The sequence below is a fragment of the Streptomyces sp. NPDC006544 genome (assembly GCF_040611715.1).
In the GTDB taxonomy this organism is placed as follows: Bacteria; Actinomycetota; Actinomycetes; order Streptomycetales; family Streptomycetaceae; genus Streptomyces.
Window position 1 is genome coordinate 49046 of the sequence record NZ_JBEXOV010000001.1, and the last position, 25845, is coordinate 74890.

The 25845-nt window shown below is 72.3% G+C and carries 20 protein-coding genes and 1 pseudogene; 9 read left to right on the forward strand and 12 right to left on the reverse strand.

What is annotated here, in order from left to right; genetic code table 11:
- Positions 1–55: 55 nt before the first annotated feature.
- Together ABZY44_RS00200 and glgB are read left to right on the forward strand one after the other, a co-directional pair.
- Positions 56–1495 carry a phosphotransferase gene (locus tag ABZY44_RS00200; RefSeq protein WP_356649287.1) on the forward strand — a complete coding sequence of 480 codons (1440 nt, stop codon included), beginning with the start codon at positions 56–58 and terminating at the stop codon, positions 1493–1495.
- Positions 1492–3819 carry a 1,4-alpha-glucan branching enzyme gene (gene glgB, locus ABZY44_RS00205; RefSeq protein ID WP_356649288.1) on the forward strand — a complete coding sequence of 776 codons (2328 nt, stop codon included), beginning with the start codon at positions 1492–1494 and terminating at the stop codon, positions 3817–3819. Before ABZY44_RS00200 ends, glgB begins: the two co-directional genes overlap by 4 nt.
- On the opposite strand, the gene trxA is transcribed toward glgB, so the two are convergent.
- Positions 3797–4201: a thioredoxin gene (gene trxA, locus ABZY44_RS00210; protein WP_356649289.1), complete on the reverse strand. Its 405-nt coding sequence runs from the start codon at positions 4199–4201 to the stop codon at positions 3797–3799. The genes glgB and trxA overlap by 23 nt on opposite strands.
- A gap of 26 nt (positions 4202–4227) precedes the next feature.
- Positions 4228–4605 (reverse strand): MerR family transcriptional regulator, encoded by a 378-nt coding sequence (locus tag ABZY44_RS00215; RefSeq protein WP_356649290.1) that lies wholly within the window; start codon positions 4603–4605, stop codon positions 4228–4230.
- Positions 4606–4967: 362 nt separating this feature from the next.
- Between ABZY44_RS00215 and ABZY44_RS00220 the strand changes: the two genes are divergently transcribed.
- The gene (locus ABZY44_RS00220) at positions 4968–5651 is read left to right on the forward strand and encodes a helix-turn-helix transcriptional regulator (protein ID WP_356649291.1); all 684 of its coding nucleotides are present in this window, start codon (positions 4968–4970) and stop codon (positions 5649–5651) included.
- Between the two features lie 168 nt (positions 5652–5819).
- Here the strand turns inward: ABZY44_RS00220 and ABZY44_RS00225 are convergent, their stop codons facing one another.
- Complete coding sequence (locus tag ABZY44_RS00225; RefSeq protein ID WP_356649292.1) at positions 5820–6845, reverse strand: ATP-dependent 6-phosphofructokinase; 1026 nt, start codon at positions 6843–6845, stop codon at positions 5820–5822.
- A gap of 333 nt (positions 6846–7178) precedes the next feature.
- Here ABZY44_RS00225 and pta point away from each other — a divergent pair, with 333 nt between their 5' ends.
- The 3 genes from pta (at position 7179) to pyk (ending at position 12020) form a co-directional block, all read left to right on the forward strand.
- On the forward strand, positions 7179–9263 hold the full coding sequence (gene pta, locus ABZY44_RS00230) for a phosphate acetyltransferase (RefSeq protein ID WP_356649293.1): 2085 nt from the start codon (positions 7179–7181) through the stop codon (positions 9261–9263).
- A gap of 42 nt (positions 9264–9305) precedes the next feature.
- Positions 9306–10526, forward strand: coding sequence for an acetate kinase (locus ABZY44_RS00235; RefSeq protein WP_356649294.1), 1221 nt, complete (start codon positions 9306–9308; stop codon positions 10524–10526).
- A gap of 63 nt (positions 10527–10589) precedes the next feature.
- A complete protein-coding gene (pyk, locus tag ABZY44_RS00240; protein ID WP_356649295.1) occupies positions 10590–12020 on the forward strand; it encodes a pyruvate kinase in 1431 nt (476 codons plus the stop codon).
- Positions 12021–12231: 211 nt separating this feature from the next.
- Here the strand turns inward: pyk and ABZY44_RS00245 are convergent, their stop codons facing one another.
- The 4 genes from ABZY44_RS00245 to ABZY44_RS00260 all read right to left on the reverse strand — a co-directional run bounded on the left by ABZY44_RS00245 (position 12232) and on the right by ABZY44_RS00260 (position 16490).
- Positions 12232–13536, reverse strand: a complete 1305-nt coding sequence (locus tag ABZY44_RS00245; protein WP_356649296.1) for a hypothetical protein — start codon at positions 13534–13536, stop codon at positions 12232–12234.
- Positions 13526–14113 carry a DUF6114 domain-containing protein gene (locus ABZY44_RS00250; RefSeq protein WP_356649297.1) on the reverse strand — a complete coding sequence of 196 codons (588 nt, stop codon included), beginning with the start codon at positions 14111–14113 and terminating at the stop codon, positions 13526–13528. Before ABZY44_RS00250 ends, ABZY44_RS00245 begins: the two co-directional genes overlap by 11 nt.
- Before the next feature lie 114 nt (positions 14114–14227).
- Entirely contained in the window at positions 14228–14872 is a 645-nt protein-coding gene (locus tag ABZY44_RS00255) for a DUF6230 family protein (protein WP_356649298.1), read from the reverse strand.
- 604 nt (positions 14873–15476) lie between these two features.
- Complete coding sequence (locus tag ABZY44_RS00260; RefSeq protein ID WP_356649299.1) at positions 15477–16490, reverse strand: tetratricopeptide repeat protein; 1014 nt, start codon at positions 16488–16490, stop codon at positions 15477–15479.
- A 287-nt stretch (positions 16491–16777) separates the two neighbouring features.
- Here ABZY44_RS00260 and ABZY44_RS00265 point away from each other — a divergent pair, with 287 nt between their 5' ends.
- Complete coding sequence (locus ABZY44_RS00265) at positions 16778–17455, forward strand: TetR/AcrR family transcriptional regulator (RefSeq protein WP_356649300.1); 678 nt, start codon at positions 16778–16780, stop codon at positions 17453–17455.
- 131 nt (positions 17456–17586) lie between these two features.
- On the opposite strand, the gene ABZY44_RS00270 is transcribed toward ABZY44_RS00265, so the two are convergent.
- The 4 genes and pseudogenes from ABZY44_RS00270 to ABZY44_RS00285 all read right to left on the reverse strand — a co-directional run bounded on the left by ABZY44_RS00270 (position 17587) and on the right by ABZY44_RS00285 (position 21678).
- Positions 17587–19287, reverse strand: coding sequence for a methylmalonyl-CoA mutase family protein (locus tag ABZY44_RS00270; protein WP_356649301.1), 1701 nt, complete (start codon positions 19285–19287; stop codon positions 17587–17589).
- 87 nt (positions 19288–19374) lie between these two features.
- Positions 19375–19704 (reverse strand): DUF3817 domain-containing protein, encoded by a 330-nt coding sequence (locus ABZY44_RS00275; protein ID WP_356649302.1) that lies wholly within the window; start codon positions 19702–19704, stop codon positions 19375–19377.
- Between the two features lie 64 nt (positions 19705–19768).
- Complete coding sequence (locus ABZY44_RS00280) at positions 19769–20278, reverse strand: MarR family transcriptional regulator (protein WP_356649303.1); 510 nt, start codon at positions 20276–20278, stop codon at positions 19769–19771.
- A gap of 10 nt (positions 20279–20288) precedes the next feature.
- Positions 20289–21678 (reverse strand): annotated as a pseudogene (locus ABZY44_RS00285) (MFS transporter).
- Between the two features lie 86 nt (positions 21679–21764).
- On the opposite strand from ABZY44_RS00285, the gene ABZY44_RS00290 reads away from it, so the two are divergent.
- Together ABZY44_RS00290 and ABZY44_RS00295 are read left to right on the forward strand one after the other, a co-directional pair.
- Complete coding sequence (locus tag ABZY44_RS00290; RefSeq protein ID WP_356649304.1) at positions 21765–22757, forward strand: DUF5937 family protein; 993 nt, start codon at positions 21765–21767, stop codon at positions 22755–22757.
- Positions 22758–22824: 67 nt separating this feature from the next.
- Positions 22825–23856 carry a glycoside hydrolase family 6 protein gene (locus tag ABZY44_RS00295; protein ID WP_356649305.1) on the forward strand — a complete coding sequence of 344 codons (1032 nt, stop codon included), beginning with the start codon at positions 22825–22827 and terminating at the stop codon, positions 23854–23856.
- A 16-nt stretch (positions 23857–23872) separates the two neighbouring features.
- Here ABZY44_RS00295 and ABZY44_RS00300 read toward each other — a convergent pair whose 3' ends face one another.
- Positions 23873–25843, reverse strand: coding sequence for a kelch motif-containing protein (locus ABZY44_RS00300; RefSeq protein ID WP_356649306.1), 1971 nt, complete (start codon positions 25841–25843; stop codon positions 23873–23875).
- Between the last annotated feature and the right edge of the window lie 2 nt (positions 25844–25845).

The following is a 25845-nucleotide window of genomic DNA, read 5'->3' on the forward strand; positions in this document are numbered from 1 at the left end:
GCGATCCGGGACACTCTGCGCATTCTGTGACGGCCCGGGGAAAGGACGCGACGCCATGTCGGAGGCTGCATCCGCCCGGGATCGGCTCACCGCCGACCGGGTCACCGGACTCGGCCCACTGGAGCCGATGCTGAGGGCCTGGCTGCCCGCACAGCGCTGGTTCGCGGGCAAGAGCCGTGAGATCGGACGGCTGAGGACGGTCTCGGCGGCCGAACTGCTGCCGCCCGGGTCCACACCCGGACTGCTCCACCTGCTGCTGGACGTGGACGGGGACTGCTACCAGCTGCTGCTCGGGATCCGCCCGAGCCCGCTGCCGCCCGCGCTCGCGCCCGCGCTGATCGGCCGCGCCGAGCGGGGCCCGTACGCCGGCCAGTCGGTCTACGAGGGACTGGGCGACCCCCGGCTCGCCTCGCTGCTGCTGGAGCGGCTGCGCTCCCCCGGCAGGCTCGGCCCGCTCCGCTTCGACCGGGACCCGGACGCGGTGATCCCCGAGGGGCCGGCGCCCCGGCCGCTGTCCGGCGAGCAGACCAACTCCTCCATGATCTACGGGGATTCCCACATCCTGAAGGTGTTCAGACGAGTCGGCCCCGGGGTCAATCCCGACCTGGAGCTGCCCAGGGCCCTGGCCGCGGCCGGCTGTGTCCGGGTCCCGGCGCCGGTCGCCTGGTACGAGGCCGACCTGCCCGGATCCGAGCCGCTGACCCTGGGCGTCCTGCAGCCGTACCTGCGGGGCTCCGACGACGGCTGGCAGCTCGCGCTGCACCGGCTGCGCTCCGGGGCCGACTTCACCGCCGAGGCGCACGCGCTGGGCCGGGCCACCGCCGAGGTGCACAGCGCGCTGGCCGGGGCCCTGCCCACCGTCGCGCTGGGTCCGGAGCAGACGGCCCGGCTGGCCGCCGGGATGACGGCGCGGCTCGCCGCCACCGCCCGCGAGGTGCCCGCGCTGCGGCCCTACGAGGCGGGGCTGCGCGGCGCCTTCGACGCCCTGGCCGCCTCCCGCGGGGCCGGGGTGCCCGCCCAGCGGATCCACGGGGACCTGCACCTGGGGCAGACCCTGCGCACCGTGGACGGCAGTTGGGCGATCATCGACTTCGAGGGCGAACCGGCCCGGCCGCTGGCCGACCGCCGCCGTCCGGAACCGGCCGTGCGGGACATCGCCGGGATGCTCCGCTCCTTCGACTACGCCGCCCGCTCGCACCGGCCGTTCGCCCCCGCCTGGGCGGACGCCTGCCGGGCCGCCTTCTGCGAGGGCTACGCCCGCACCACCGGGCGCGACCCGCGCGAGGACCCCGTACTCCTGCGCGCCTACGAGACCGACAAGGCGGTGTACGAGGCCCGCTACGAGTCGCGGCACCGCCCCGACTGGCTGCACGTGCCGATGGCGGCGATCCGGCGGCTGTCCGAGCCGCAGCGTCCCCCCGTCCACCGCACCCAGTCCCCCGCCCCCGGCTCCCGCACCCCCCACCCGAAGCCCCCGAGGAGGCCGCTCGCGTGAGCGCCGCACGACAGCCGTCACCGACCGTCCGCGACGAAGCCGCTGTCCCCGTCACCGGCCCCGCCTCCGACCCCGCCCCGGAGGCGCCGGCGAAGAAGACCCGCGCCCCACGGGCCCGCCGGGCCGCCCCGCCCCGCGGGGTGCGGCCGGCGCCCGCGCTCGGCGCCGAGGAACGGGCCCGGCTGCTGGAGGGCCGCCATCACGACCCGCACGGGGTGCTCGGCGCACACACCCGGCGGGGCGGGGTCTGCTTCCGGATGCTGCGCCCTTACGCGAAGGCGGTCACCATCCTCGCCAAGGGGCTGCGGGCCGAGCTCCTCGACGAGGGCGACGGGCTGTTCTCCGGGCTGCTTCCCCTGGCGGAGGTGCCCGACTACCGGCTGCTGGTGACGTACGACGGCGACGAGGTGGAGGTCCACGACCCCTACCGTTTCCTGCCGGCACTCGGCGAGCTCGACCTGCACCTGATCGGCGAGGGCCGGCACGAGGAGCTGTGGAAGGCGCTGGGCGCGGAGCCGATGGAGCACCAGGGCGTGGCCGGCACCCGTTTCACGGTGTGGGCCCCGAACGCCCAGGGCGTGCGGGTCAGCGGGGACTTCTCGTACTGGGACTCGGTCGCCTTTCCGATGCGCTCGCTCGGCTCGACCGGCGTGTGGGAGCTGTTCCTGCCGGGCGTCGGCGAGGGGACGCTGTACAAGTACGACATCACGCGCCCGGACGGCTCGCACACCCTGCGCGCGGACCCGATGGCCCGGCACACGGAGGTCCCGCCGGCCACCGCCTCGGTGGTGACGGCCTCCCGGTACGTCTGGCAGGACGACGCGTGGATGGCCGCGCGCGGGGCCGTCCCGCCGCACGCATCCCCCTTCTCCGTGTACGAGCTGCACCTGACGTCCTGGCGGCCCGGCCTGTCCTACCGGCAGCTGGCCGAGCAGCTCCCCGCCTACGTCACGGAGCTCGGCTTCACGCACGTGGAGTTCATGCCGGTCGCCGAGCACCCCTTCGGCGGCTCGTGGGGCTACCAGGTCACCGGCTTCTACGCGCCGACCTCCCGGATGGGCGGCCCGGACGACTTCCGCTTCCTGGTGGACGCGCTGCACCGGGCCGGGATCGGGGTGATCGTCGACTGGGTGCCGGCGCACTTCCCGCGCGACGACTGGGCGCTCGCCGAGTTCGACGGGCGGCCGCTGTACGAGCACCACGACCCGCAGCGGGCCGCGCACCCGGACTGGGGGACGCTGGAGTTCGACTACGGGCGCCGGGAGGTCAGGAACTTCCTCGTCGCCAACGCCGTCTTCTGGTGCCAGGAGTTCCACGTCGACGGGCTGCGCGTGGACGCGGTGGCCTCCATGCTCTACCTCGACTACTCGCGCGCCGAGGGCGAGTGGACGCCCAACGAGCACGGCGGGCGGGAGAACCTGGACGCGGTGGCGATGCTCCAGGAGATGAACGCGACCGTCTACCGGCGCTGCCCGGGCGTGGTGACGATCGCCGAGGAGTCCACCGCGTGGCCCGGCGTCACCCGGCCCACGGACGGCGGGGGCCTCGGCTTCGGCCTGAAGTGGAACATGGGCTGGATGCACGACACGCTGCGCTACGCCTCGAAGGAGTCGGTGCACCGCAAGTACCACCACCACGACATGACCTTCGGGATGATCTACGCGTTCAGCGAGAACTACGTGCTGCCCATCTCGCACGACGAGGTGGTGCACGGCAAGGGCTCGCTGGTGTCGAAGATGCCCGGGGACTGGTGGCAGCAGCGGGCCGCGCACCGGGCGTACCTGGGCTTCATGTGGGCCCACCCCGGCAAGCAACTGCTCTTCATGGGGCAGGAGTTCGCGCAGGGCTCGGAGTGGTCCGAGAGGTACGGGCCGGACTGGTGGCTGCTGGACTCCTCGTACGCGGCGGCCGGCGACCACCTGGGCGTCCGCAGCCTCGTGGGCGACCTGAACCACACCTACCGGGCGGCGCCCGCCCTGTGGGAGCGGGACACCGTGCCGGAGGGCTTCGCGTGGGTCGAGGCGGACGCGGCGGAGGACAACGTCTTCGCGTTCCTGCGGTTCGCGCAGGACGGCTCGCCCCTCCTGTGCGTCTCGAACTTCTCGCCGGTGGTCCGGCACGGGTACCGGCTCGGGGTCCCGGAGGAGGTGGTCCAGTGGCGGGAGGTGCTCAACACCGACCGGGAGGCCTACGGGGGCAGCGGCGTCCACCACGCGCGGCCGCTGCGGCCCGAACCGGTTCCCGCGCAGGGGCGGCCCTCGAGCCTGCGCCTGACGCTGCCGCCGCTGGCGACGCTCTGGTTCAGGCCGACGCCGCGGGCGTAGCCCCGGCCGCGGGCGTAGCCGCTCCGGCGGCCACGCCCGCCGCCAGCACGTCCTCCAGCTCCTGGAGCAGCCGCCGTTTGGCGCGGGCGCCGACCATCTGCCGGACGGGCTCGCCGTCCCGGAAGACGAGCAGGGTCGGCATGGACAGCACCCCGTAGCGCGCGGGCGTCGCGGGGTTGCGGTCCGCGTCGATCTGCACCACCTTGAGCCGGCCGGCCTCCTCGGCGGCGATCGCGGACAGTACGGGCGCCAGCTGGCGGCACGGGCCGCACCAGTCCGCGGTGAACTCCACCAGCACGGGCCGGCCGCGCTCGGCCAGCACCTCCGCCTCGAAGTCGGCGTCGGTCACTTCGGTCACTTCGGTCACACCGTGAGCCTTCATGGTCCTCTCCCTCTCGTCTCGACCGGTCAGCCGGTCAGTTCGCACCGGGGCCGGGCGGCCTCCGCTTCGGCGAGCTGGCCCGCCACCTGGTCGCGTACGCCGGTGAGCCGGCCGATCAGGCCGTCCAGCTCGGCGAGCTTGCGCCGGTAGACGGCCAGCGAGGCCGGGCAGGAGTCGCCGGCCGGATGCCCGGCCCGCAGGCACTCCACGAAGGGGCGCGTCTCCTCCAGGTCGAAGCCGAAGTCCCGGAGCGTGCGGATCTCGTGGAGCAGCCGCAGGTCTTCCTCGCCGTAGGTGCGGTAGCCGTTGCCGTCGCGCCGCGCGGGCAGCAGTCCCCGTGCTTCGTAGTACCGGAGCGTCCGCGTGCTGGTGCCCGCCCGCTCGGCCAGTTCGCCGATTCGCATGGCCCGACCGTAATCCTTGACGTCGGCGTCAAGGCAAGAACGTGGTGGGCGCGGGCGGCGCGGAGGGGTGCGGAAGGGAGGCCCCCGCCACCCCCGTGGGCGGGGGCCTCTCCCCGGAGCACGTATCGGCCGGGTGGCCGGTTCAGGCCGGTGGATCCGTGTGAGGGGGATCACGCGCGGGGGTGTCGCCGGGGGCGGCCGGAAACGTACGCTGGGAAATGGATCACGACCCGATCCGATTACCGGACAGTCGCAGAGAAAGCGGACCAAAGCCCTTAACTCCATAGGACGTTCCTACGAGTTATGGGCTTGTTTGATTGGTCTGTAGTCGCCGCAGCTCGGCCACTCCTACGGTGTGGCGTGTGCACTCCAGCCCACCTTTCAATGCCCCCGCCGCGCGTCGTCTGCGCGCGGCCCTGGGCATGGCTCCCGGTCATGTCGCCTATGGCCTGCGCGCCCAGTACGGACTGCTCGTCACGCCCGAGACCGTGATGGCCTGGGAACGGGGCGAGATCTCGCCCGGCTCCGCCGAGCTCACGGCCCTCGCGGGCGTGCTCTGGTGCTCACCCGGCGAACTGCTCGCCGAGCCGGTCACCCTGCGCGAGCACCGGATCTCCAGGGGGCTGGCCGCCGAGGACCTGGCCCGGCGGATCGGCGTGGAGGCCGGCGCCTACCAGAAGATGGAGGACGCCGGCCGCTGGAAGGGCAACGAGCGCCAGTCCGCCGCCCTCGCGACGGCGCTCGGGCTGACCCTGGCCCAGTTCGTGACGGCGACCGGCAAGCACGAGGAGCTCGCGGACCTGCTGCGCAGCGCGGTGACCACGCGGTGGCAGGCGTACGTCAAGCCGCTGTCCAAGCTGCTGCCCGTGCCGAAGGCCCACCTGGAGCGGGTGCTGGAGCGGCTGCACGGCGACTACCAGTCGAAGATGGTGGCGACCCTCAGCTGGGGCGGCGGTGTGGGCGAGGCGGGGACCGGGGACGCGGGGCGCGAGTTCCTCGCGGACATCGTGGAGCACTTCTGGTACGTCGCGGGCGGTGCGGCGTAGGTCACGTCCCGCGGCCCGGCCCCTACGGCGAACGGCCCCGGCGCGTCCGCACGAGGACCGCGCCGGGGCCGTTCGGCCGGCGGAGTCGGGAGGAAGGTCCCTGCCGGACGGGGCCGTAGGACCCGCCGGCAGGGCGGGCCGGCGGGTGGCGGCCCCCGGCCGGCGGTCCTAGAAGACCGACTCGGCCTCGTACATGCGGTCCTCGGGGACGGTCTTCAGCTCGGTGACGGCCTCGGCCAGCGGGGCCATCACGATGTCGGTGCCGCGCAGGGCCGTCATGTTGCCGAAGTCGCCGCGGTGGGTGGCCTCGACGGCGTGCCAGCCGAAGCGGGTCGCGAGGACCCGGTCGTAGGCGGTGGGGGTACCGCCGCGCTGGACGTGGCCGAGGATGACCGGGCGGGCCTCCTTGCCCAGGCGCCGTTCCAGTTCGACCGCGAGGCGGTTGCCGATGCCGGCGAAGCGCTCGTGGCCGTACGCGTCGATCGCGCCCTTCTCGTACGGCATGGAGCCCTCGGCCGGGTGCGCGCCCTCCGCGACGCAGATGACGGCGAACTTCTTGCCGCGGGAGAACCGCTCCTCCACCATCTTCACCAGGGCGTCGACCTCGAACTGGCGCTCCGGCAGGCAGATCCCGTGGGCGCCGCCGGCCATTCCGGACTCCAGGGCGATCCAGCCCGCGTGGCGGCCCATGACCTCGACGACCATGACGCGCTGGTGCGACTCGGCGGTGGTCTTGAGGCGGTCGATGGCCTCGGTGGCGACCATGACGGCGGTGTCGAAGCCGAAGGTGCGGTCGGTGGAGGAGATGTCGTTGTCGATCGTCTTCGGCACGCCGACGACGGGCATGCCCGCTTCCGACAGCATCCGGGCGGCGGTCAGGGTGCCCTCGCCGCCGATCGGGATCAGGGCGTCGATACCGTAGCGCTTCGCCAATTCGGCGGCGTTCTCGGCCGCTTCGTGCAGACGCGCGCGCTCCATCCGGGCTGAACCGAGAATCGTGCCGCCCCGGGCGAGAATGCCGCTGACGGCATTGATGTCGAGGGGGCGGAAGTTTCCGTCCAGGAGGCCCTTGAAGCCGTCTTCGAAACCGATGACCTCGTCCCCGTGCCCGACCACGGCGCGGTGTACGACCGACCGGATGACAGCGTTCAGGCCCGGGCAGTCGCCGCCTGCGGTGAGAACTCCGATACGCATCGTGCTGTGTCTCCTGCTCCTGGTCGTACCCGGCCGTCCGCGTGCGGGCGGGCGGACGTACATATGAAGGGCGTATTGATGAAGCGTGTCCGATTGTTCCACGCTCACGGGGGGACGCGCGCTCCGCGACCCTCTGCGGGAGGGGTGCCCACAGGGCCTTTCGACCCCTCCGGACAGGGCTTTTTCCCGGGGGGCGTCCTGTCGATCCACGGAGGTATCGTCGAGAGGTCAAGCCCACACTAACCGGGACATCCGGCTCGGAGATCCGCCCCGCGGCGGCGAGGATCGCGGTGGGCCGCACCGACATTCACACGATTGGGACGGAGACCACGCGTGACGCGCAGCGTGTACGTGACCGGTATCGAGCGGGGGGACGGCCGGCAGGTCGTCGAGCTGGGGATCATGGAGCTCCTGACCCGCCAGACGGGCCGGGTCGGCGTCTACCGCCCCTTGCTGCACGACGGGCCCGACCGGCTCTTCGACCTCCTCAAGGGCCGCTACCGGATCGACCAGGACGCCTCGACCGCCTTCGGGATGGAATACCAGGAAGCCTCCGTCATCCTGGCCGAGAAGGGCACCGACGAGCTGGTCTCCCAGCTCGTCGGCCGCTACCACCGGGTGGCCCGTGACTACGAGGTCATGCTGGTCCTCGGCACCGACTACGCCGACACCAACCTCCCCGACGAGCTGGCGCTCAACGCCCGCCTCGCCAACGAGCTGGGCGCCCTGGTCGTCCCCGTCGTGGGCGCCACCCGGCACGACGCCGATGCCGTGCGCGCCGAGGCCCGCAACGCGTACCGCGCGTACGAGGCGCTGGGCTGCCGCGTGGGCGCGATGGTCGTCAACCGGGTGGCCGCCGAGGACCGCGACGTGATAGCCGAGCGGCTCGCGGCCCGGCTGCCCGTCCCCTGCTACGTGCTGCCGGACGACAAGCACCTGTCCGCACCGACCGTCGCCCAGATCACCCAGGCGCTCGGCGGGGAGGTGCTCCTCGGCGACGAGGCCGGGCTCGCCCGCGACGCCCTGGACTTCGTCTTCGGCGGGGCCATGCTGCCGAACTTCCTCAACGCCCTGACCCCCGGCTGTCTGGTCGTCACCCCCGGGGACCGCTCCGACCTGGTGATCGGCGCGCTCGCCGCGCACACCTCCGGCACCCCGCCGATCGCCGGCGTGCTGCTGACGCTGAACGAGCGGCCCACCCCGGACATCCTGACGCTGGCTTCGAAGCTGGCTCCCGGCACGCCGGTCGTCTCGGTGGCCGGCAACAGCTTCCCGACGGCCGCGGAACTCTTCTCGCTGCAGAGCCGCCTGAACTCCGCGACCCCGCGCAAGCTGGAGACCGCGCTCGGCCTGTTCGAACGCCACGTGGACACCGCCGAGCTGCGCCAGGTGCTGTCGGTGGCCCGCTCCGAGCGCGTCACGCCGATGATGTTCGAACACGAGCTGCTGGAGCGGGCCCGCTCGGAGCGCCGCCGCGTGGTCCTCCCGGAGGGCGCCGAGGAGCGCGTGCTGCGCGCCGCGGACGTGGTGCTGCGCCGCGGGGTCTGCGACCTCACCCTGCTGGGCGAGGAGCCGGTGATCCTGAAGAAGGCCGCCGACCTGGGGATCGACATCTCGGGCGCCCAGCTCATCGACCCGGCGACCTCCCCGCTGCGGGAACGCTTCGCCGAGTACTACGCCACGGCCCGCGCCCACAAGGGCATGACGGTCGAGCTGGCCAACGACGTGGTCACCGACGTCAACTACTTCGGAACGCTGATGGTCCAGGAGGGCCTGGCCGACGGCATGGTCTCCGGTTCGGTGCACTCCACCGCCGCCACGATCCGCCCGGCGTTCGAGATCATCAAGACCAAGCCCGACGCGTCCATCGTCTCCTCGGTCTTCTTCATGTGCCTGGCCGACAAGGTCCTCGCGTACGGGGACTGCGCCGTCAACCCGGACCCCAACGCCGAGCAGCTCGCCGACATCGCCATCCAGTCGGCGACGACCGCCGCCGCCTTCGGGCTGGAGCCGCGGATCGCGATGCTCTCGTACTCGACCGGCACCTCCGGCACGGGCGCCGACGTGGACAAGGTCCGCAAGGCCACCGAGCTCGTCCGCGCGCAGCGCCCCGACCTGCTGATCGAGGGCCCGATCCAGTACGACGCCGCCGTGGAGCCCTCGGTCGCCGCGACGAAGCTCCCCGGGTCCGAGGTGGCCGGCCGCGCGACCGTGCTGATCTTCCCGGACCTGAACACGGGCAACAACACGTACAAGGCCGTGCAGCGCTCGGCCGGCGCCGTGGCGGTCGGTCCCGTCCTGCAGGGTCTGCGCAAGCCGGTCAACGACCTCTCGCGCGGCGCCCTGGTCCAGGACATCGTCACCACCGTGGCCATCACCGCCATCCAGGCGCAGGGCGCGCCGGCCCCCACCGCCTGAGCTCTTCCCCCGAGCCCCCACCGCAAAGGAAAGACCCCCATCGTGACCGCATCGCGCGTACTCGTCCTCAACTCCGGCTCCTCGTCGGTGAAGTACCAGCTGCTCGACATGGCGGACTCCTCCCGTCTGGCGGCCGGCCTGGTCGAGCGCATCGGCGAGGAGACCTCCCGGCTCACGCACGAACCGTTCACCGGCGGGGCCCCGGACGGCGCCGGCGCCCAGCGCGAGCGGGCCGGGCGGATCGCGGACCACGGGCAGGCGCTGCGGGCCGTGGCCGAGGAGCTCGCCGCCGACGGGCTGGGACTGGACTCCCCCGAACTGGCCGCCGTGGGCCACCGGGTGGTGCACGGCGGGACCAAGTTCACGCACCCGACGCTGATCGACGACGCGGTGCTGGCCGAGATCCGCGCCCTGATCCCGCTGGCGCCGCTGCACAACCCGGCGAACGTGACCGGCATCGAGGTGGCGCGCGAGCTGCGCCCGGACCTTCCTCAGGTGGCCGTCTTCGACACGGCCTTCCACTCGACGATGCCGGAGCACGTGGCCCGGTACGCGATCGACGCGGCCACGGCGGACAAGTACTCCATCCGGCGGTACGGGTTCCACGGCACCTCGCACGCGTACGTCGCCCGCGCCACGGCCGCGCTCCTCGGCGAGCCCGAGGAGGACGTGAACGTGATCGTGCTCCACCTGGGCAACGGGGCCTCGGCCTCGGCCGTGCGCGGCGGTGTCTGCGTGGAGACGTCCATGGGCCTGACCCCGCTGGAAGGGCTGGTCATGGGCACCCGCTCCGGCGACATCGACCCGGCGGTCGTCTTCCACCTGGCGCGCGTGGGCGGCATGCCCATCGACGAGATCGATTCGCTCCTGAACAAGAAGAGCGGTCTGCTGGGTCTGTGCGGCGACAACGACATGCGCGAGGTGCAGCGGCGGGCGCAGGAGGGCGATGCCCCGGCGCGCCTGGCACTGGCCTCGTACGTCCACCGGCTGAAGAAGTACATCGGTGCCTATACGGCCGTCCTGGGCCGTGTGGACGCGGTGGCCTTCACGGCCGGTGTCGGCGAGAACTCCTCCTCCATCCGGGAGATGGCCCTGGCCGGGCTGGAGGAGCTGGGTCTGGCCCTGGACCCGGAGGCCAACGCGGCGCGGTCCTCCGCGCCGCGCCTGGTGTCCGCGGAGCATGGCCGGGTGGCCGTGGCCGTGGTCCCGACCGACGAGGAACTGGAGATCGCCAGCCAGACGTACGCGCTGGTTACTCGCTAGTCACTTTGGACTTTCCACCAGACGGAATATTCCACTGCGAAACAAACCGATAGGATCCGCTCCATGCGCCGTTCCAAAATCGTCTGCACCCTGGGCCCCGCCGTCGACTCCTACGAGCAGCTGAAAGCGCTCGTGGAGGCCGGTATGAACGTGGCCCGATTCAACTTCAGCCACGGCTCCCAGGCAGAACACCAGGAGCGGTACGACCGCGTCCGGAAGGTCTCCGGGGACACCGGGCGGGCGGTGGGCGTCCTCGCCGACCTCCAGGGCCCGAAGATCCGTCTGGAAACCTTCGCCGAGGGTCCCGTCGAACTCGTCCGCGGTGACGAGTTCACCATCACCACCGACGACGTCCCCGGTGACAAGTCGATCTGCGGCACGACCTACAAGGGCCTGCCGGGCGACGTCTCCAAGGGCGACCAGATCCTGATCAACGACGGCAACGTCGAGCTCCGGGTGACCGAGGTCGACGGGCCCCAGGTCAGGACCATCGTCATCGAGGGCGGTGTCATCTCGGACCACAAGGGCATCAACCTGCCGGGTGCCGCCGTCAACGTCCCCGCCCTGTCGGAGAAGGACGTCGACGACCTCCGCTTCGCCCTGCGGATGGGCTGCGACATGGTCGCCCTCTCCTTCGTGCGGGACGCCGACGACGTCAAGGACGTCCACAAGGTCATGGACGAGGTGGGCCGCCGGGTGCCCGTCATCGCCAAGGTCGAGAAGCCGCAGGCCGTCGCCAACATGGAGGGCGTCGTAGCCGCCTTCGACGCGGTCATGGTGGCCCGTGGCGACCTGGCCGTGGAGTACCCGCTGGAGAAGGTCCCGATGGTGCAGAAGCGCCTCGTGGAGCTCTGCCGCCGCAACGCCAAGCCGGTGATCGTCGCGACCCAGATGATGGAGTCGATGATCACCAACTCCCGCCCGACGCGCGCGGAGGCCTCCGACGTGGCCAACGCGATCCTCGACGGTGCGGACGCGGTCATGCTGTCGGCCGAGTCCTCGGTGGGTGCCTACCCGATCGAGACCGTCAAGACGATGTCGAAGATCGTCGAGGCGGCCGAGGAGGAGCTCCTGTCCAAGGGCCTCCAGCCGCTGGTCCCCGGCAAGAAGCCCCGCACCCAGGGCGGCTCCGTGGCCCGCGCGGCCTGCGAGATCGCCGACTTCCTCGGCGCGAAGTCGCTCGTCGCCTTCACCCAGTCCGGCGACACCGCCCGCCGGCTCTCGCGCTACCGCACGATCCAGCCGATCCTCGCCTTCACCACCGACGAGGGCACCCGCAACCAGCTCACCCTGAGCTGGGGCGTCGAGTCGTACGTGGTCCCGCACGTGGACAACACCGACGCGATGGTCGACCTCGTGGACGCGGAGCTGCTCAAGCTCAACCGCCACAACCAGGGCGACATCATGATCATCACCGCCGGCTCGCCCCCCGGCGTCCCGGGCACGACCAACATGGTCCGCGTCCACCACCTGGGCGGCGACACCCGCGACTGACGTCGCCCGCACCGCCGTGTGAACTCTGCCGCGCAGAGACCGAGGGCGGCGCCACGGATCCCTCACGGATCCGGGGCGCCGCCCTCGGCGTCTCCCCGTGCGTCACGGCCCCGCCCCGCATCCTGCCCGGTGGACGGCGAACGGCCCGCCCCCCCTTCGCAGGGGGGCGGGCCGCCGGCCACGGACCTGGGTGCTCGCCCGGCGGGAGCCGCTACTCCGCCGGGCCGATGTAGTTCTTGAGGCCCGGTACGGTCAGCGTGCCGCCGAACTGGCCGGCCTGGACGACCTTGGCGTTCGTGAAGAACGCGAAGGGAACGTTCAGGGGCGGCGGGCTGTTCGGGCTGAACTCGATCGGGATCAGGCCGAACAGATTGCCCTTGAGGCTCTCGGTGTACATCGTCACCTTGGCGCCGCGGATCTTCGACGTGGAACCCGGACGGGACTTCAGGTGCGCGACCTGCTGGCCCGTGCCGACCGTCTGGTACAGGTCCTTGATGTCCAGCGAGTCCGCCGTGAACTTCAGGACCGTCTTGGTCTTGCCGCCCGCCGTCTTCACCTCGACGATGCCCTCGTAGTCGAGGCCGTAGAGGGTCAGCAGCGAGCTGTCCAGGTACCAGGGCTCGTCCGGGAGCAGCGGGATGCCCTGCTCCACTTCGGCGTCGGCCAGCGCCTTGGCGTCGTAGGTCGGGCAGGGGAAGGGTTCCTTCCCGTCCGCGTCCTTCTCGTCCTCGGCCTTCTCCTCGGCGGCCTTCTCGTCCGCCGCCTTCTTGTCGGCGGCCTTCTTGTCCGCCGCCTTCTTGTCGGCCTCGGCCTTGGCGCCCGTCTCGTCCTTCGGGGTGGCCGCGGTGTCCTTGACCTCCTCGGAGAGCTCCGAGACCTCGGCCCCGGCCGTCTTCGCGGCCTCGCGGATCGCGTCCGCCGCCGGGTCCGGGGCGGGAGCAGCGGGTGCCGGCTTGTCGGCCGTCTTCCCGGCGGGCGGGGTGACCGCGGCCTGGAGGGGCTTGCCGAGCTCGTCGAAGAAGCCCTTGACCGCGGCGCCCACACCCAGCGGGTCCAGCGGGTTCGCGGCCTTGGCCTCCGCCGGGGCGGGGGCCGCCTGCTTCTCGGCGGGCTTGGCGGGCGTCTCGGCCGGCTTCGCCGCCTCCTTGGACGCGGAGGGGCTCGCGGTCGGCGAGGGCACCGCGGTGGGCGACTTGCCCGGCGACGGTTCCGTCTTCTTCGAAGGGGTCTTCGACGGTGACGAGGACGGGGAAGCCGACTCCGCGGGCTCGTCGGACCGCGTCACACACGGTCCGGGCGCGAAGGGGATCTCCTTGTCGTCGGCCACGGCCAGCTTCGGCGCCATGCTCATGCCCACGAAGACCGCCGTGGGCATGGCTGCCAGCGCCATCGTCTTGCCGACGGGTATCTGGAACTTGGTCAGCAGCGACTTCCTGGGCGCCGCGTGGCGCGGGCCCTTCTTCTCACGGGACTCCGCACCTGGGGTCACACCCCGCTGCGTCTCGTCACCCCGCACTGTTCCTCCCGCCATCGGCGTGGGCAGTCGTCTCGCTCGCGTATGCCGTTTCCGTCTCACGGGGGCCGGGTACGCCATGGAACCCACCCGCCATCGCGTCCGTCATGCCCGGGTCCACGGCCTGCGCCGTACCCCGGTCGCCCGATGCGTCCGTCTCGTCCTGCTCCGGCCTGGCCGGCACCCAGGCGAGCGCGAGACCCCCGCCGACCATGGCGAGGACGAAGCCCAGGCCGAAACCACCGAGGTTGGACACCGGCAGGGACACCAGCGCCAGCAGGATCGAGGCGACCCCGGCGAAGATGCGTACGCCCTGCTGGAACCAGAGGGTCAGGCCCAGCGTGATCAGCAGGATGCCGATGATGAGCGAACCGGCACCGGCCGTCGTCGCCATCGCGATGGTGACGTTGCCGAGCCGAAGGTCCGCGTACGGGAAGTACGCGATCGGAAGACCACCGAGGAGCGTGAACAGACCTGCCCAGAAGGGACGGCGACCGCTCCAGCCGTGGAAGCGGTAATACACCAAGGTGAGCCAAGCGTCGTCTTCGGCGCGCACGTAAGCCGGGGCCTGGGGGTTCATGGACAACAGCTCCCTGGAAACGGGTGGTACTGAGAACTATGTGGAGCCCGGACGGGCGGGCGACGGCGACGGCCGCCGTCACCGCCCGCCCGTCCGGTTACGCACCCGGGACGATTACTGCCCGTCCTGGTAGCAGGGCTGGTCGCCACCCATGAGGCGCAGCTTGAGGTCGGGCAGCTTGAAGGTGCCCGCCGTCGTCGCCCACGCCTTCTGGCGCACGTTGGACAGCACCGCGCGGTCCGCACGCTGCGAGAACGCGTAGGGGCTGGCAACCGTACCGGCCTGCGGCTTGGTCTTGTGGCTCGCGTCGCCGACGGCGACACCGATATCCAGGTTGGTGAACTCGGCGTCGGTGTCGAGCTCCGCAACATCGAGGTAGATGTTGTCGGCCACCGCGGGCTTGCCCGCCTTGGTGCCCGTCTGGAGCTTCATCGTGATGTTGCCGAGCGGGGTCGGCGTCACCAGCGACTGGCACATGTTGGTGATCTCGGCGTGGCTGAACCCGGAGATGGTGACCGGGTGGTGCGCCGCGGCACCCGTCTTGAGGTCGTGACCCTCGGCGACGCCGCCGTACTGGATCAGGTTCTGGCCGTCGAGCTTGTCGGCCGAAACCTTGAAGTCCTGGCCGGACACGGCGAACGAGGCCGCGAGGGCACCCTGCGCCAGGCCGACACCGACCACGGCCGTGGCCGCGATGCTCGGCACCATGACGAGCGCGAAGCGCTTCCATCTGGTCCCGCCACGAATCTGAGAACTCATTACGTTCCTCCTTCTCGGACGTACATCTCCGGTCCGGGCGGTGCCCGTCCTGGGATGGGAGAAGTGCTACGTCCTCGGGAAGGAGCGCGCGCTGCCGGGCGGCGGCACAGCCGCTTCCCGTACACCGGCGATCACCCCCGAGCGACAACCACTTGGCCACGCGTTCGCGCAACCTCGAGGACAGGCCCCGCCGTGTGACGGAGACCCCCCTGTCCCACGGCCGGTGCCACTGCCACCGGCCGGCCCGGTGGGGACCCTCCGCCGCGGCTCCGGATGAGCGGCTCTGCGGGAAGGACCGAGCGTCGCCGATCGTGGTCCATTCGGGGCCGGGGCACAAGGGGGTTCGTTACTGGCGGGTAACGGCCAGATAACTTGAGGAAGACATGCCGCTGTCGGGCAGCAACACAGGGTGTCACCAAGGGCCACGACAGATCGGCGGAAGAGTGAACACACCGGACAGTTCACGGGGTTCGATTTACTGCGAGTAACAGCGACCGCGATTGCCAAGTTTTGGCAAAGTGCGGCCGCTGTTTATCTCCGTGTCAACACATCACCGGCGCCGGACCCGAACCCGGGCCGCTGCCGGACCAGCGGCGGGGCGCCGCTAGAAGAGCACCCGCGCGAGCGCCGTACGGGCCGAGGTGACGAGCGGATTGTCCGCGCCGACGGCCTCGAACATCTCCAGGAGCCGCACCCGTACGGAGTCCCGGTCCTCACCCACCGTCACGCGGACGGTGTCCACCAGGCGCCCGAACGCGTCCGCCACGTGGCCGCCGGCCAGGTCCAGGTCGGCGGCGGCGATCTGCGCCGCCGCGTCACGCGGGTTCTCGGCCGCCGCGGTGCGCACCGCCTGCGGGTTCATGTCCTTCACCCGGGCGAGGAGCTCGGCCTGTGCGAGGCCCAGCTTGGCCTCGGTGTTGGCCGGATCCGACACCAGGACGTTCTTGTACGCCTGCACCGCGCCGCCCAGGTCGCCCGCGTCGAGCGCCGCGACGGCCGCGTCCAGCAGCGCGTCGTACGGCCCGGCGGGCGCCTCGGCGGGTTCCGCGCCGGGGCCGCGGCCCGGGGCGTCCGCGCCCTCCGCGGCCGGGTCCACGGTGAGGCCGAGGACGCCGAAGCGCTCCTCGGCGATCTGGACGAGCTGGGCCAGGACCGCACGGACCTCGTCCTCGCGCGCGAAGTCCTGGAACAGGGGCATGGCCTGCCCCGCGACCAGGGCGAAGACGGCCGGGAGGGCCTGGATGCGGAACTCGCGGATCAGGTTCTGGCTGGCCGCCACGTCGAGCGAGGCCAGGGCCAGGCGGCCGTTCGCCTCGAAGGTGAGCCGCTCCAGCAGCAGGCTCAGCTCGCGGCCCTGCTCGAAGCCCTCGGCGCGGAAGTCGAGGATGACCGGAACCTCGCTCGAGAGCGGGACGACATGGCTCTCGAACTGGGTCTCGTCGGTGTCGAAGACGAGCGCGGAGGGCGGCACCGCACCGGCGGACGCGGGCGCACCGCCCTGAGCGGCCTGCCGGGACGCCTCGGCACGGGCCTGCTCGGCCTTCGCCTTGGCCTCGCCGGCCGCCTTCACCGCGGCGAGGTCGACGACGCCGCTCATGGACATGTTTCTGGGCTGCATGCGTACATCCTCCCCCGTGTGTGCGCGCCGACGAAAAAGATCGGCCGAAACGAACCGATCGCGGTATGCCTGGTACTCCCGTACTGCCCCGGTTGCGCCGGGCCCGCTCGCCGTACCGGTTGCGCCGTGGCGCCGGGTCCCCACCTGGCGCCGGTAGCTCTTCGCGTGGTTGCCGCTCTTACGCTACGACCCGTAGCGTAACTCGCTACGCCCGTCCGTGCCCCGTGATCTGAGGCACACCGGCGGGGCCCCCGGCGGTTCCGATACCGGCGGGTATGGTCTCGCCCATGCGCAACCCCAGCTCAGGCGGCCCGTCCGGCGGCCCCCTCCCCTCCCCGGCCGGCCGCACCGGCCGCCCGCGCAGCGCCACGGCCGACGCCGCGATCCTCGCCGCGACCCGGGACGCGCTGGTGGAGCTGGGCTGGTCGAAACTGACGATGGGGGACGTCTCGGCGCGGGCGGGGGTCGCGAAGACCACCCTCTACCGACGCTGGTCCGGCAAGAACGAGCTGGTCGTGGACGCCGTGGCGGAGCTCTTCGACTCCCTGGAACTCCCGGACCGGGGTTCGCTCGAGGCCGACATCGAGTACGTGGTGCTCCAGTTCGCGGAGCTGCTGCGGCGCCCCGAGGCCCGCACCGCCCTGATGGCGGTCGTCGCCGAGTCCACCCGCGACGAGGCCCTGCGGGACCGGATCCGGTCGGCCATCGTGGACCGGCAGAAACGTCTCGTCGTACTGGGCCGCGAGCGGGCGCAGGCCCGCGGCGAACTGCCCTACGAGGAGGACGAGTCCCTCGCCTCGCACACCACGGACCTGATCTTCGACGTGATCGCGGGCACGGTCGTCCACCGCGCGCTGGTCAGCTCGGAGCCGGTCGACGAGGTGTGGGTGGCCACCTTCACCGCCCTGCTGATGCACGGCCTCCAGGGCGCCGGTGGCGCCGCTCCCGGCCCCGCCGGGGCGTGACCACCGCTTCGGACGGCCGCCCCGGCCACGGGGACGGGAAGCCGAAGGGCCGGCCGCGGCCGCCACCGCGGGGGTGGACGGCCACGACCGGCCCGTGTGCGAAGGCGGTCGGGATCTGGGCGGGGCCGGCCTCAGAAGCCGGGCGGCTCCGTGTAGGTGCCCCACTCGTCGCGCAGCAGGTTGCAGATCTCGCCCATCGTGGCCTCGGCGCGCGCCGCGTCCAGCATGGCCGGGATCATGTTCGACCCGTCCCGGGCGGCGGCCAGCATGGCGTCGAGCGCCCGCGTCACCTTCGCCTCGTCGCGGCCCGCCTTGCGCTCCGCGAGCTCCCGTACCTGCACGCGCTCCACCTCGTGGCTGACCCGGAGGATCTCCAGGTCCCCGGTGACCGAGCCGTGGTGGACGTTGACGCCGACGACCCGCTTGTCGCCCTTCTCCAGCGCACGCTGGTACTGGAAGGCCGACTCGGCGATCTCGCCGGTGAACCAGCCGTCCTCGATGCCGCGCAGGATGCCCGAGGTGATCGGCCCGATCGGGTGCCGGCCGTTCGGGTGGGCGCGCAGTCCGCGCTCCTTGATCTGCTCGAAGATCTTCTCGGCTTCGGCCTCGATGCGGTCGGTGAGCTGCTCGACGTACCAGGAACCGCCCAGCGGGTCGGCCACGTTGGCGACGCCGGTCTCCTCCATCAGCACCTGCTGCGTGCGCAGGGCGATCTCGGCGGCCTGCTCGCTCGGCAGCGCGAGGGTCTCGTCGAGGGCGTTGGTGTGCAGCGAGTTGGTGCCGCCGAGGACGGCCGCGAGGGCTTCCACGGCGGTGCGGACGACGTTGTTGTACGGCTGCTGCGCGGTGAGGGAGACCCCCGCCGTCTGGGTGTGGAAGCGCAGCCACATCGTCTTCTCGGACTTCGCCCCGTACACCTCCTTCATCCAGCGGGCCCAGATCCTGCGGGCGGCGCGGAACTTGGCGATCTCCTCGAAGAAGTCGAGGTGCGCGTCGAAGAAGAAGGAGAGCCCGGACGCGAAGTGGTCCACGTCCAGTCCCCGCGAGAGGCCCAGCTCCACGTAGCCGAACCCGTCGGCGAGGGTGTACGCGAGCTCCTGTGCGGCCGTGGCCCCGGCCTCGCGGATGTGGTAGCCGGAGACGGAGAGCGGCTTGTAGGCGGGGATGCCGTTCGCGCAGTACTCCATGAGGTCGCCGATGAGCCGCAGGTGCGGCTCGGGCTCGAAGAGCCACTCCTTCTGGGCGATGTACTCCTTGAAGATGTCGGTCTGGAGCGTCCCGTTGAGGACGGCCGGGTCGACACCCTGTCGCTCGGCGGCGACGAGGTACATGCAGAAGGCGGGCACGGCGGGCCCGCTGATGGTCATGGAGGTGGTCACGTCGCCGAGCGGGATGTCCTTGAAGAGGACCTCCATGTCGGCCGCGGAGTCGATGGCGACCCCGCAGTGGCCGACCTCGCCGAGCGCGCGCGGGTCGTCGGAGTCCCGGCCCATGAGGGTCGGCATGTCGAAGGCGACCGAGAGCCCGCCGCCGCCCGCGGCCAGGATCATCTTGTAGCGCTCGTTGGTCTGCTCGGCGTTGCCGAAGCCCGCGAACTGCCGGATGGTCCAGGTCCGCCCCCGGTAGCCGGTGGCGTGCAGGCCCCGAGTGTAGGGGTACTCCCCCGGCCAGCCGATGCGCTCGAAGCCCTCGTACGTGTCGCCGGGCCGCGGCCCGTAGACGGGATCGACGTCATCCCCGGAGAGCGTGGTGAAATCGGCCTCGCGCTTGCGGGCCTTGTCATAACGGGCCTGCCAGCGACGGCGGCCCTCCTCGATGGCGTCAGCGTCCATACCGATGAATTTACTAGGACGTCCTAGTAAATGTCGATGGGCAACCCCCGGAGAGTCGCTCCCCGGGGGTGGTGGATCACATGGGGATCAGGCGCGGGCGCCGGCCAGGCCGCCCTCGACGAGGGGCTCGACCTCGGCACGGACCTTGCGCTCGACGAAGAACGCGGCGAGCGGGATGGTGCCCGAGACCAGCACCCACAGGAGCTTGCCGAACGGCCACTTCGCCTTGGAGCCCAGGTCGAAGGCGAAGACCAGGTAGACCATGAACAGCACACCGTGCGCCTGCGAGACCGCGAAGGTCAGGTCGGCGCCGGTGTCGAAGCCGTACTTCGCCACCATGCAGCAGCACAGGATCAGGAGCATGACCGCGGTCACGTAGGCCATGACGCGGTAGCGGGTCAGCACGCTTCGTTTCATGCCGCCGAGCCTAGCCGTCCGTTTTGCACGATCTTGCAGCGGGCCGCCCCGGCCGGCGCCGCGGCTACCTCTCCTCGAAGTCCGAGGCCGCCACGCGCAGCGGGCGCAGCAGGGCGAAGATCTCCTCGCACTCCTCGGCGTCGTACACGCCCAGCCCGAAGTCGACCTCCATGAGCGCCTTCGTGGCCGCCTCGACGACCTCGCGGCCCTTGTCCGTGATCGACGCGAGCGTGCCGCGCCCGTCGTTCGGGTTGGGGCGCTTGGCGACGAGCCCGGACCGCACCAGCCGGTCCACCGTGTTGGTCACGGACGTCGGGTGGACCATCAGCCTCTCGCCGATCTTCGACATCGTCAGCTCCCCGGCCTTGGAGAAGGTCAGCAGCACCAGCGCCTCGTAGCGGGCGAAGGTCAGTCCGTACGGTTTGACGACCGCGTCGACCTCGCCGAGCAGGATCTGGTGCGCCCGCATGATCGAGGTGATCGCGGCCATCGAGGGCACCGGCCCCCACCGCTGCTGCCACAGTTCGTCGGCGCGGGCGATCGGATCGAAGGGAAGGCTGAGCGGCTTGGGCACGCATCAGACCCTACCGGGCGGTCATTTGGCGGCGGGACCCGTCTCACGCCTCGGCCCGTCCGTCCTGCGGACCTCCCTGAGGAGCAGCAGGACGACACCCGTGGCGAGCAGGGCCGCGAGCGTGACCACGGCGTGGACGGGCAGGAACTCCGCGGCCACCCCGGCCAGCGCCATGCCCACGCCCTGCAGGGTCATCAGGCCGGTGCTGAGCAGCGTCATCGCCCGGCCGCGGAGCTCCTCGGGGACGGCGTCCACGTACCACTGGTCGAGGCCGAGGGTGTAGGCGTGGGCCAGCCCGGCCAGGACGAGCGCGGCGAGCAGGAGCGGTACGCCGGGCCGGACGGCGTACGCGAGCAGCGGCAACGGCGAGAGGGCGGCGAGCGGCGCCACGATCCGCGAACGCGTTCGGGCGGTGAGCACGGAGCCCGCCCACAGCTCCCCGGCGATCGTGCCCGCCGGCAGCGCGCACATCAGCAGCCCGAGCGCGGCGGTCGACGCGCCGGTCCCGGCGGCGTACGGAGTGAGCAGCGCCTCGGGGACGACCACGAAGAGCGGCGGCAGCCAGCACAGGAGGGTGAGCGCGCGCAGCCGTCGCTCACCCAGGACGGCGCGCAGGCCCGCGAGCGGGGAGCTGCGGGGCGCCCCGTCCGCGGCGCGGGCGGCCGGGCCCGGGTGCCGAGGCGCAGCAGGAGCGCGGAGCCGAGGAATCCGGCGGCCGTGAGGGTGATGGCCCCGCGCGGGGCCAGCACGGTGAGCAGCAGCCCGCCGAGGCCGAAGCCGACGAGCTGGGCGCTCTGCGCGACCATGCGCAGCAGGGAGCGGCCGAGGACGTAGGCGTCCCCGGGGCCGAGGACGTCGGCGAGGGAGGCGCTGCGGGTGCCCTGGAACAGCGGGGCCACGAAGGCCATCGCGCAGCGCAGTACGAGGAGCAGCGCGATCGGGGTGGCGGGCACGGCCATGGCCGCCGCGCAGGCCGCGCAGAGGAGGTCGCAGCCGACGAGCACGCGGCGGGCGGGGAGGCGGTCGGCCAGGGGGGCGAGGAGGGTGCCGCCGAAGGCGTAGGGGATGAAGCCGAGGGCGAAGGTGAGGGCGCTCATCAGGGGCGAGCCGGTGGCGCGGAAGACGAGGACGGTGAGGGAGATCTCGGCGACGACGATCCCGAGCACGGACAGCAGGTGCGCGGCGAAGACGGGCCGGAACTCGCGGACGCGGAAGACGGAGCGGTAGCCGGCGGACTCCTTCGCGGGGGCCCGCACGGGGGCGGGAGCGGGGCCTGCGGTGGGAGCGGGGTCTGCGGCGGGGGTGGTCTCCTCCGGACGGGAGGTCTCCTGCGGACCGGAGGTCCCCTCGGGTGTGGTCCGAGATGCGGGGGCGGGTGCGCCCGGGTCGACGGTCGTCATACGGAGCACCCTGACGGCGCCTAGGCTGGGGGGACAGAGATTCGTTCCAGCACGAATGATCCGGCCGGACGTCCGGGGAGGGCGCGGTGACGTTCCACTTCCGCTTCGGTCCGGCGGACCTGATGCGCTGCCGGTTCTCGATCTCCCCCCGCTGGGAGACGCAGGAGGCGGTACGGGTCCTGCTGGACCGGCGGCGCCATGCCTACCACCTGCCCTGGCTGCGCCAGATCCGCGGGGCGGCGGCCGGGCTGGACCTGCGTCCCCTGTGGCTGCTGATGCCGCGCACCGGACACAACCCGGATTTCCTCAGCCCGCCGCCGACGGGCCCCTCCGTCACCTTCGAGGAGGAACTGGCGCGGGTCCGGGCCACCGGTCCGGACGCGGCCGAGGACGACCTGCGACGCTCCCTGGCGTGCACCCCGGGCGCCCTCGAGAGCGAGGCCGGACGGCGGATGCTCGCCGATCCGGCGCGGGCCGTCCAGGAGTTGGCCGACCTGATGGAGGCGGCCTGGCACGCGCTGGTCGCCCCGCACTGGCCCCGGCTGCGGGCGCTGCTGGAGGCCGACGTCCTCTTCCACTCGCGGCGGCTGGCGGCGGGCGGGCTGGAGGCGCTCTTCGACGGCCTCCATCCGGACCTGCACTGGTCGGGCGACACCCTGACGATCGACCGCCGCACGCACCACGACCGCTCACTGGACGGCCAGGGACTCCTGCTCATGCCGAGCGCGTTCATCTGGCCGGAGGTGGTCGGCGGCTACGACCCGCCGTGGCAGCCCACCCTGGCGTACCCGGCCCGCGGCATCGGCGCCCTGTGGACGGCCTCGGCGGGCCCGGCTCCACAGGCCCTGGCCCGCCTGCTGGGGCGCGCCCGCGCCGACGTCCTCTGCGCGCTGACCGACCCGGCCTCGACCACGGCCCTGGCCCACCGGCTGTCCCTGGCCCCCTCCACGGTCTCGTCCCACCTGAAGGCCCTTCAGGCCGCCGGCCTCCTGGTCACGTCCCGCCACGGCCATCAGGTCCTCTACGAACGCACCCCGCTGGCCATCGCCCTGACGGCGGGTCCGGACGCGGGCGCCTAAGGGCTGTCCCGCATGTCACGATATGCCGGTCCGCTGCCCGACCCTCCGCCCCCCAGGAAGCCGCCGGATGCCAGGCCGTCGCAGAGCCCTCACCCTCTCTCCCCTCGTCCCCGCCGTCCTCGCCCTCGCACTCGCCGCACCGGCCTGCGGCCACCGCCCCGACGCGCAGCCGCAATCCGCGCCGCCCAGGTCCCCCGCGGCCGCCGGCCTCGTGGACGAGTCGCCGTTCTGGGTGGACCCGCAGAGCGACGCGGCCCGGCAGGTCGCCCTCTGGGAGGCACAGGGCCGCACCGGCGACGCCCAGGTGCTCCGGCGGATCTCCGAGAGGCCGATGTCCCTGTGGAGTCCGGGGGACGACCCCGGCCCCGAGATCCGCCGGGCCCGGGAGAGCGCCCGCGCGGCCGGCCGCACGCTCGTCCTCACCGCCTACAACATCCCGTACCGCGACTGCGGCCAGCACTCCGCCGGCGGCGCGGCCGACGCCGCCGCCTACCGCAGCTGGATCGGCGCCTTCGCCGACAACATCGCCGACAGCAAGGCCCTGGTCGTCCTGGAGCCGGACGCGGTCCCGCACGTCGTCGACGGCTGTACGCGGGCCGGCCACCACGACGAGCGGCTGCGCCTCCTCTCCGACGCCGTCGACCGGCTCAAGCGCAACAGGAACACCAGGGTCTACCTGGACGCCGGCAACCCGGACTGGATCCCGGACCCGATGAAACTCGTCGGCCCCCTCTACCGGGCCGGACTCGAGCACGCCGACGGCTTCTCGCTCAACGTCTCCAACTTCCAGCCCGACTCGGCCGGCCGGGCCTACGGGGCCGCGATCTCCAAGGCGGCCAAGGGCAAGCACTTCGTCATCGACACCAGCCGCAACGGGAACGGACCGCTCCCGGGCGCCGACCACGCGCAGGCCTGGTGCAACCCGCCGGGCCGGGCGCTGGGCACGCCCCCGACCGACCGGACGGGGGACCCGCTCGTGGACGCGTACCTCTGGGTCAAGCGGCCCGGCGAGTCCGACGGCTCCTGCCGCGGCGGCCCGCCGGCGGGCACGTGGTGGCCGGACTACGCCCTGGGCCTGGCCCGCCGCTCGACCCGGTAGGGGCGCGGCGCCCCGGTCAGCCGGCGGAGCCCGCCCGGACCCGTATCCACCGCGCCGCCGAGGGGGTCCCGTCGGCGTTCGTCACGAAGAGCATGTACCAGCCCGGTGGCGCCAGCGTGGGATCCGCGGGGACGGTGACCGTCACCGTCCCCGCCGACTTCTCCAGCCCGAGCGCGACCGAGCGCTGCTCCACGTCCGTGGTGTGCGTGACCGCGCTCGGCCGCATGAGGCGGGCCCGCACGATGTCCCGCGCCCCCTTCGCCCCGAAGGTGGCGCGGCCGCCGAGGGCGACCTCCCCGGGCCCTTTCCCCAGCACCGGCCGCAGCGCCGGATCCCGGTAGAGGTAGGGCGGGGTGTACACCTCCAGGCGGTGTTCGAACTTGCCCAGCCTGGTGTTGTCCTTGTCCGCGAAGAGCGGGTCCGACCCGAAGGTGGCGACCCTCCCGTCGGGCAGCAGCAGCGCCTCGGAGTGGTAGTTGCGGCCGACGGCCGGATCGGCGGCGGCCGTGAAGGAGTCCGTGCGCGGGTGGTAGAACTGCGCCTTGCGGACGTCGCTGGCGCCCCGGCCCCGGTAGTCGGCGGAGCCGCCCGTGGTGAAGACGGAGTCGTCGGGGAGCAGCACGCTGCTGAGGTAGCGGACGCCGCGGGGCAGCCGGGCCGTGGGGCGGAAGACCGGGTCGGCCTCCTTGAGGTCGACGACGGCCGTGCGGGCGGTGACGAGCCTGGACTCGCCGACGCCGCCCCCGCCGAGCACCATCACCTTCTGGTCCTGGGCCGGGGGGAGCAGCACGGAGGAGGAGGTCTCCAGCCGGTCCTGGTCGGCCAGCCCGCGGACCTTCCGGAACCGGTTGGTCTTCAGGTCCCACAGCCCCGGCTCGCGCCCCTTGTCCTTGGGCCCGTAGCCCGCGTTGGAGCCGGTGTAGAGGAGCGTGCCGCCCCGGGCGAGGAAGAGGGCGGGGTAGGTGGGGAAGTAGTGGGAGGGTCCTGCGGTCCACTTCTTGGTCCGCGGGTCGTAGTACTCGTTGTCGCCGGGTACGACGTCGCCCACGTCGTTGAGTCCGGACACCGCGAGGACCCGTCCGTCCTGGAGGCCGACCAGGGTCGGGTACCAGCGGGCGTCCTTCATCGGGTCGACCGGGACGTACTTCTCCGCCACGGGGTCGAACTCGTAGGCCGACCTGATGCCCTGGAAGTCCTGCTTGTCGGCGCTGAGCCGTTCCGCGAGCCCGTACACGTTGTCCGCGTCCTTGCCGGTGAGGCCGGCCACCGCGTACTGCGCGGCCTGGGTCGTGAGTCCCGCGGCGCCCCGCTCGACGGCCTCGACGAACACCCGGGCCTCGGCGGCGACCACCTTGGTCCTCCACGGCGTCGGCTGGCCGCCGCGCCCGTAGCCGGCCTCCAGCCGCCGGGTGGCCCTGGGGACGGTGACGTCGAACTTCGACACGTACTCGACGCCCGAGGGGGACCTGAAGACGGTCCCCTTCGGCAGTCGGACCGCCTTGTCGGGGCTCTCGTTCTTGACCCGCATGCCGCCGCCCGCGCGGGTGACCTTCCCGCCGAGGACCTCGTAGCGCGCCGTCCCGCCGGCCACGAGCAGGCGCCCGTCGGGCAGTTGGCCGTGCCCGGAGCAGAAGAAGTCCTCGGGGGTCGGGATCTTCTTGAAGGTGTCCTCCTTCGGGTCCCACAGGACCGTGGAGAAGGTGCCCCTGTCGAAGTTCCGCTGGTCGTTGCCCGAGCCGGCGATGAGGAGGACCTTGCCGGTGTGCAGCAGCGCCGCGTGCATCGCGTTGATCTTGTACTCGTCGGGCAGGCCCACCAGCGCCCAGGAGCCGTACTGGAGGCGGTAGCCGGGCCGCCCGGTCCTGTACGCGTGGTACCTGCCCTCGGCGAAGGAGAGCGCGGCGGGCGCGTTGAGCGCGAGGAGGAGCGCCACGGCGCCCGTACCGAGTGCGGTCCTCTTGAAGGGCTTCGACGGCCGGTACCCCATGG

Coding starts and splice junctions, on each gene's coding strand:
- ABZY44_RS00200 (WP_356649287.1), top strand. CDS start 56: ATGTCGGAGGCTGCATCCGCCCGGGATCGGCTCACCGCCGACCGGGTC.
- trxA (WP_356649289.1), bottom strand. CDS start 4,201: ATGAAGGCTCACGGTGTGACCGAAGTGACCGAAGTGACCGACGCCGAC.
- ABZY44_RS00215 (WP_356649290.1), bottom strand. CDS start 4,605: ATGCGAATCGGCGAACTGGCCGAGCGGGCGGGCACCAGCACGCGGACG.
- ABZY44_RS00225 (WP_356649292.1), bottom strand. CDS start 6,845: ATGCGTATCGGAGTTCTCACCGCAGGCGGCGACTGCCCGGGCCTGAAC.
- pyk (WP_356649295.1), top strand. CDS start 10,590: ATGCGCCGTTCCAAAATCGTCTGCACCCTGGGCCCCGCCGTCGACTCC.
- ABZY44_RS00250 (WP_356649297.1), bottom strand. CDS start 14,113: ATGAACCCCCAGGCCCCGGCTTACGTGCGCGCCGAAGACGACGCTTGG.
- ABZY44_RS00255 (WP_356649298.1), bottom strand. CDS start 14,872: ATGAGTTCTCAGATTCGTGGCGGGACCAGATGGAAGCGCTTCGCGCTC.
- ABZY44_RS00260 (WP_356649299.1), bottom strand. CDS start 16,490: ATGCAGCCCAGAAACATGTCCATGAGCGGCGTCGTCGACCTCGCCGCG.
- ABZY44_RS00265 (WP_356649300.1), top strand. CDS start 16,778: ATGCGCAACCCCAGCTCAGGCGGCCCGTCCGGCGGCCCCCTCCCCTCC.
- ABZY44_RS00270 (WP_356649301.1), bottom strand. CDS start 19,287: ATGGACGCTGACGCCATCGAGGAGGGCCGCCGTCGCTGGCAGGCCCGT.
- ABZY44_RS00275 (WP_356649302.1), bottom strand. CDS start 19,704: ATGAAACGAAGCGTGCTGACCCGCTACCGCGTCATGGCCTACGTGACC.
- ABZY44_RS00295 (WP_356649305.1), top strand. CDS start 22,825: ATGCCAGGCCGTCGCAGAGCCCTCACCCTCTCTCCCCTCGTCCCCGCC.
- ABZY44_RS00300 (WP_356649306.1), bottom strand. CDS start 25,843: ATGGGGTACCGGCCGTCGAAGCCCTTCAAGAGGACCGCACTCGGTACG.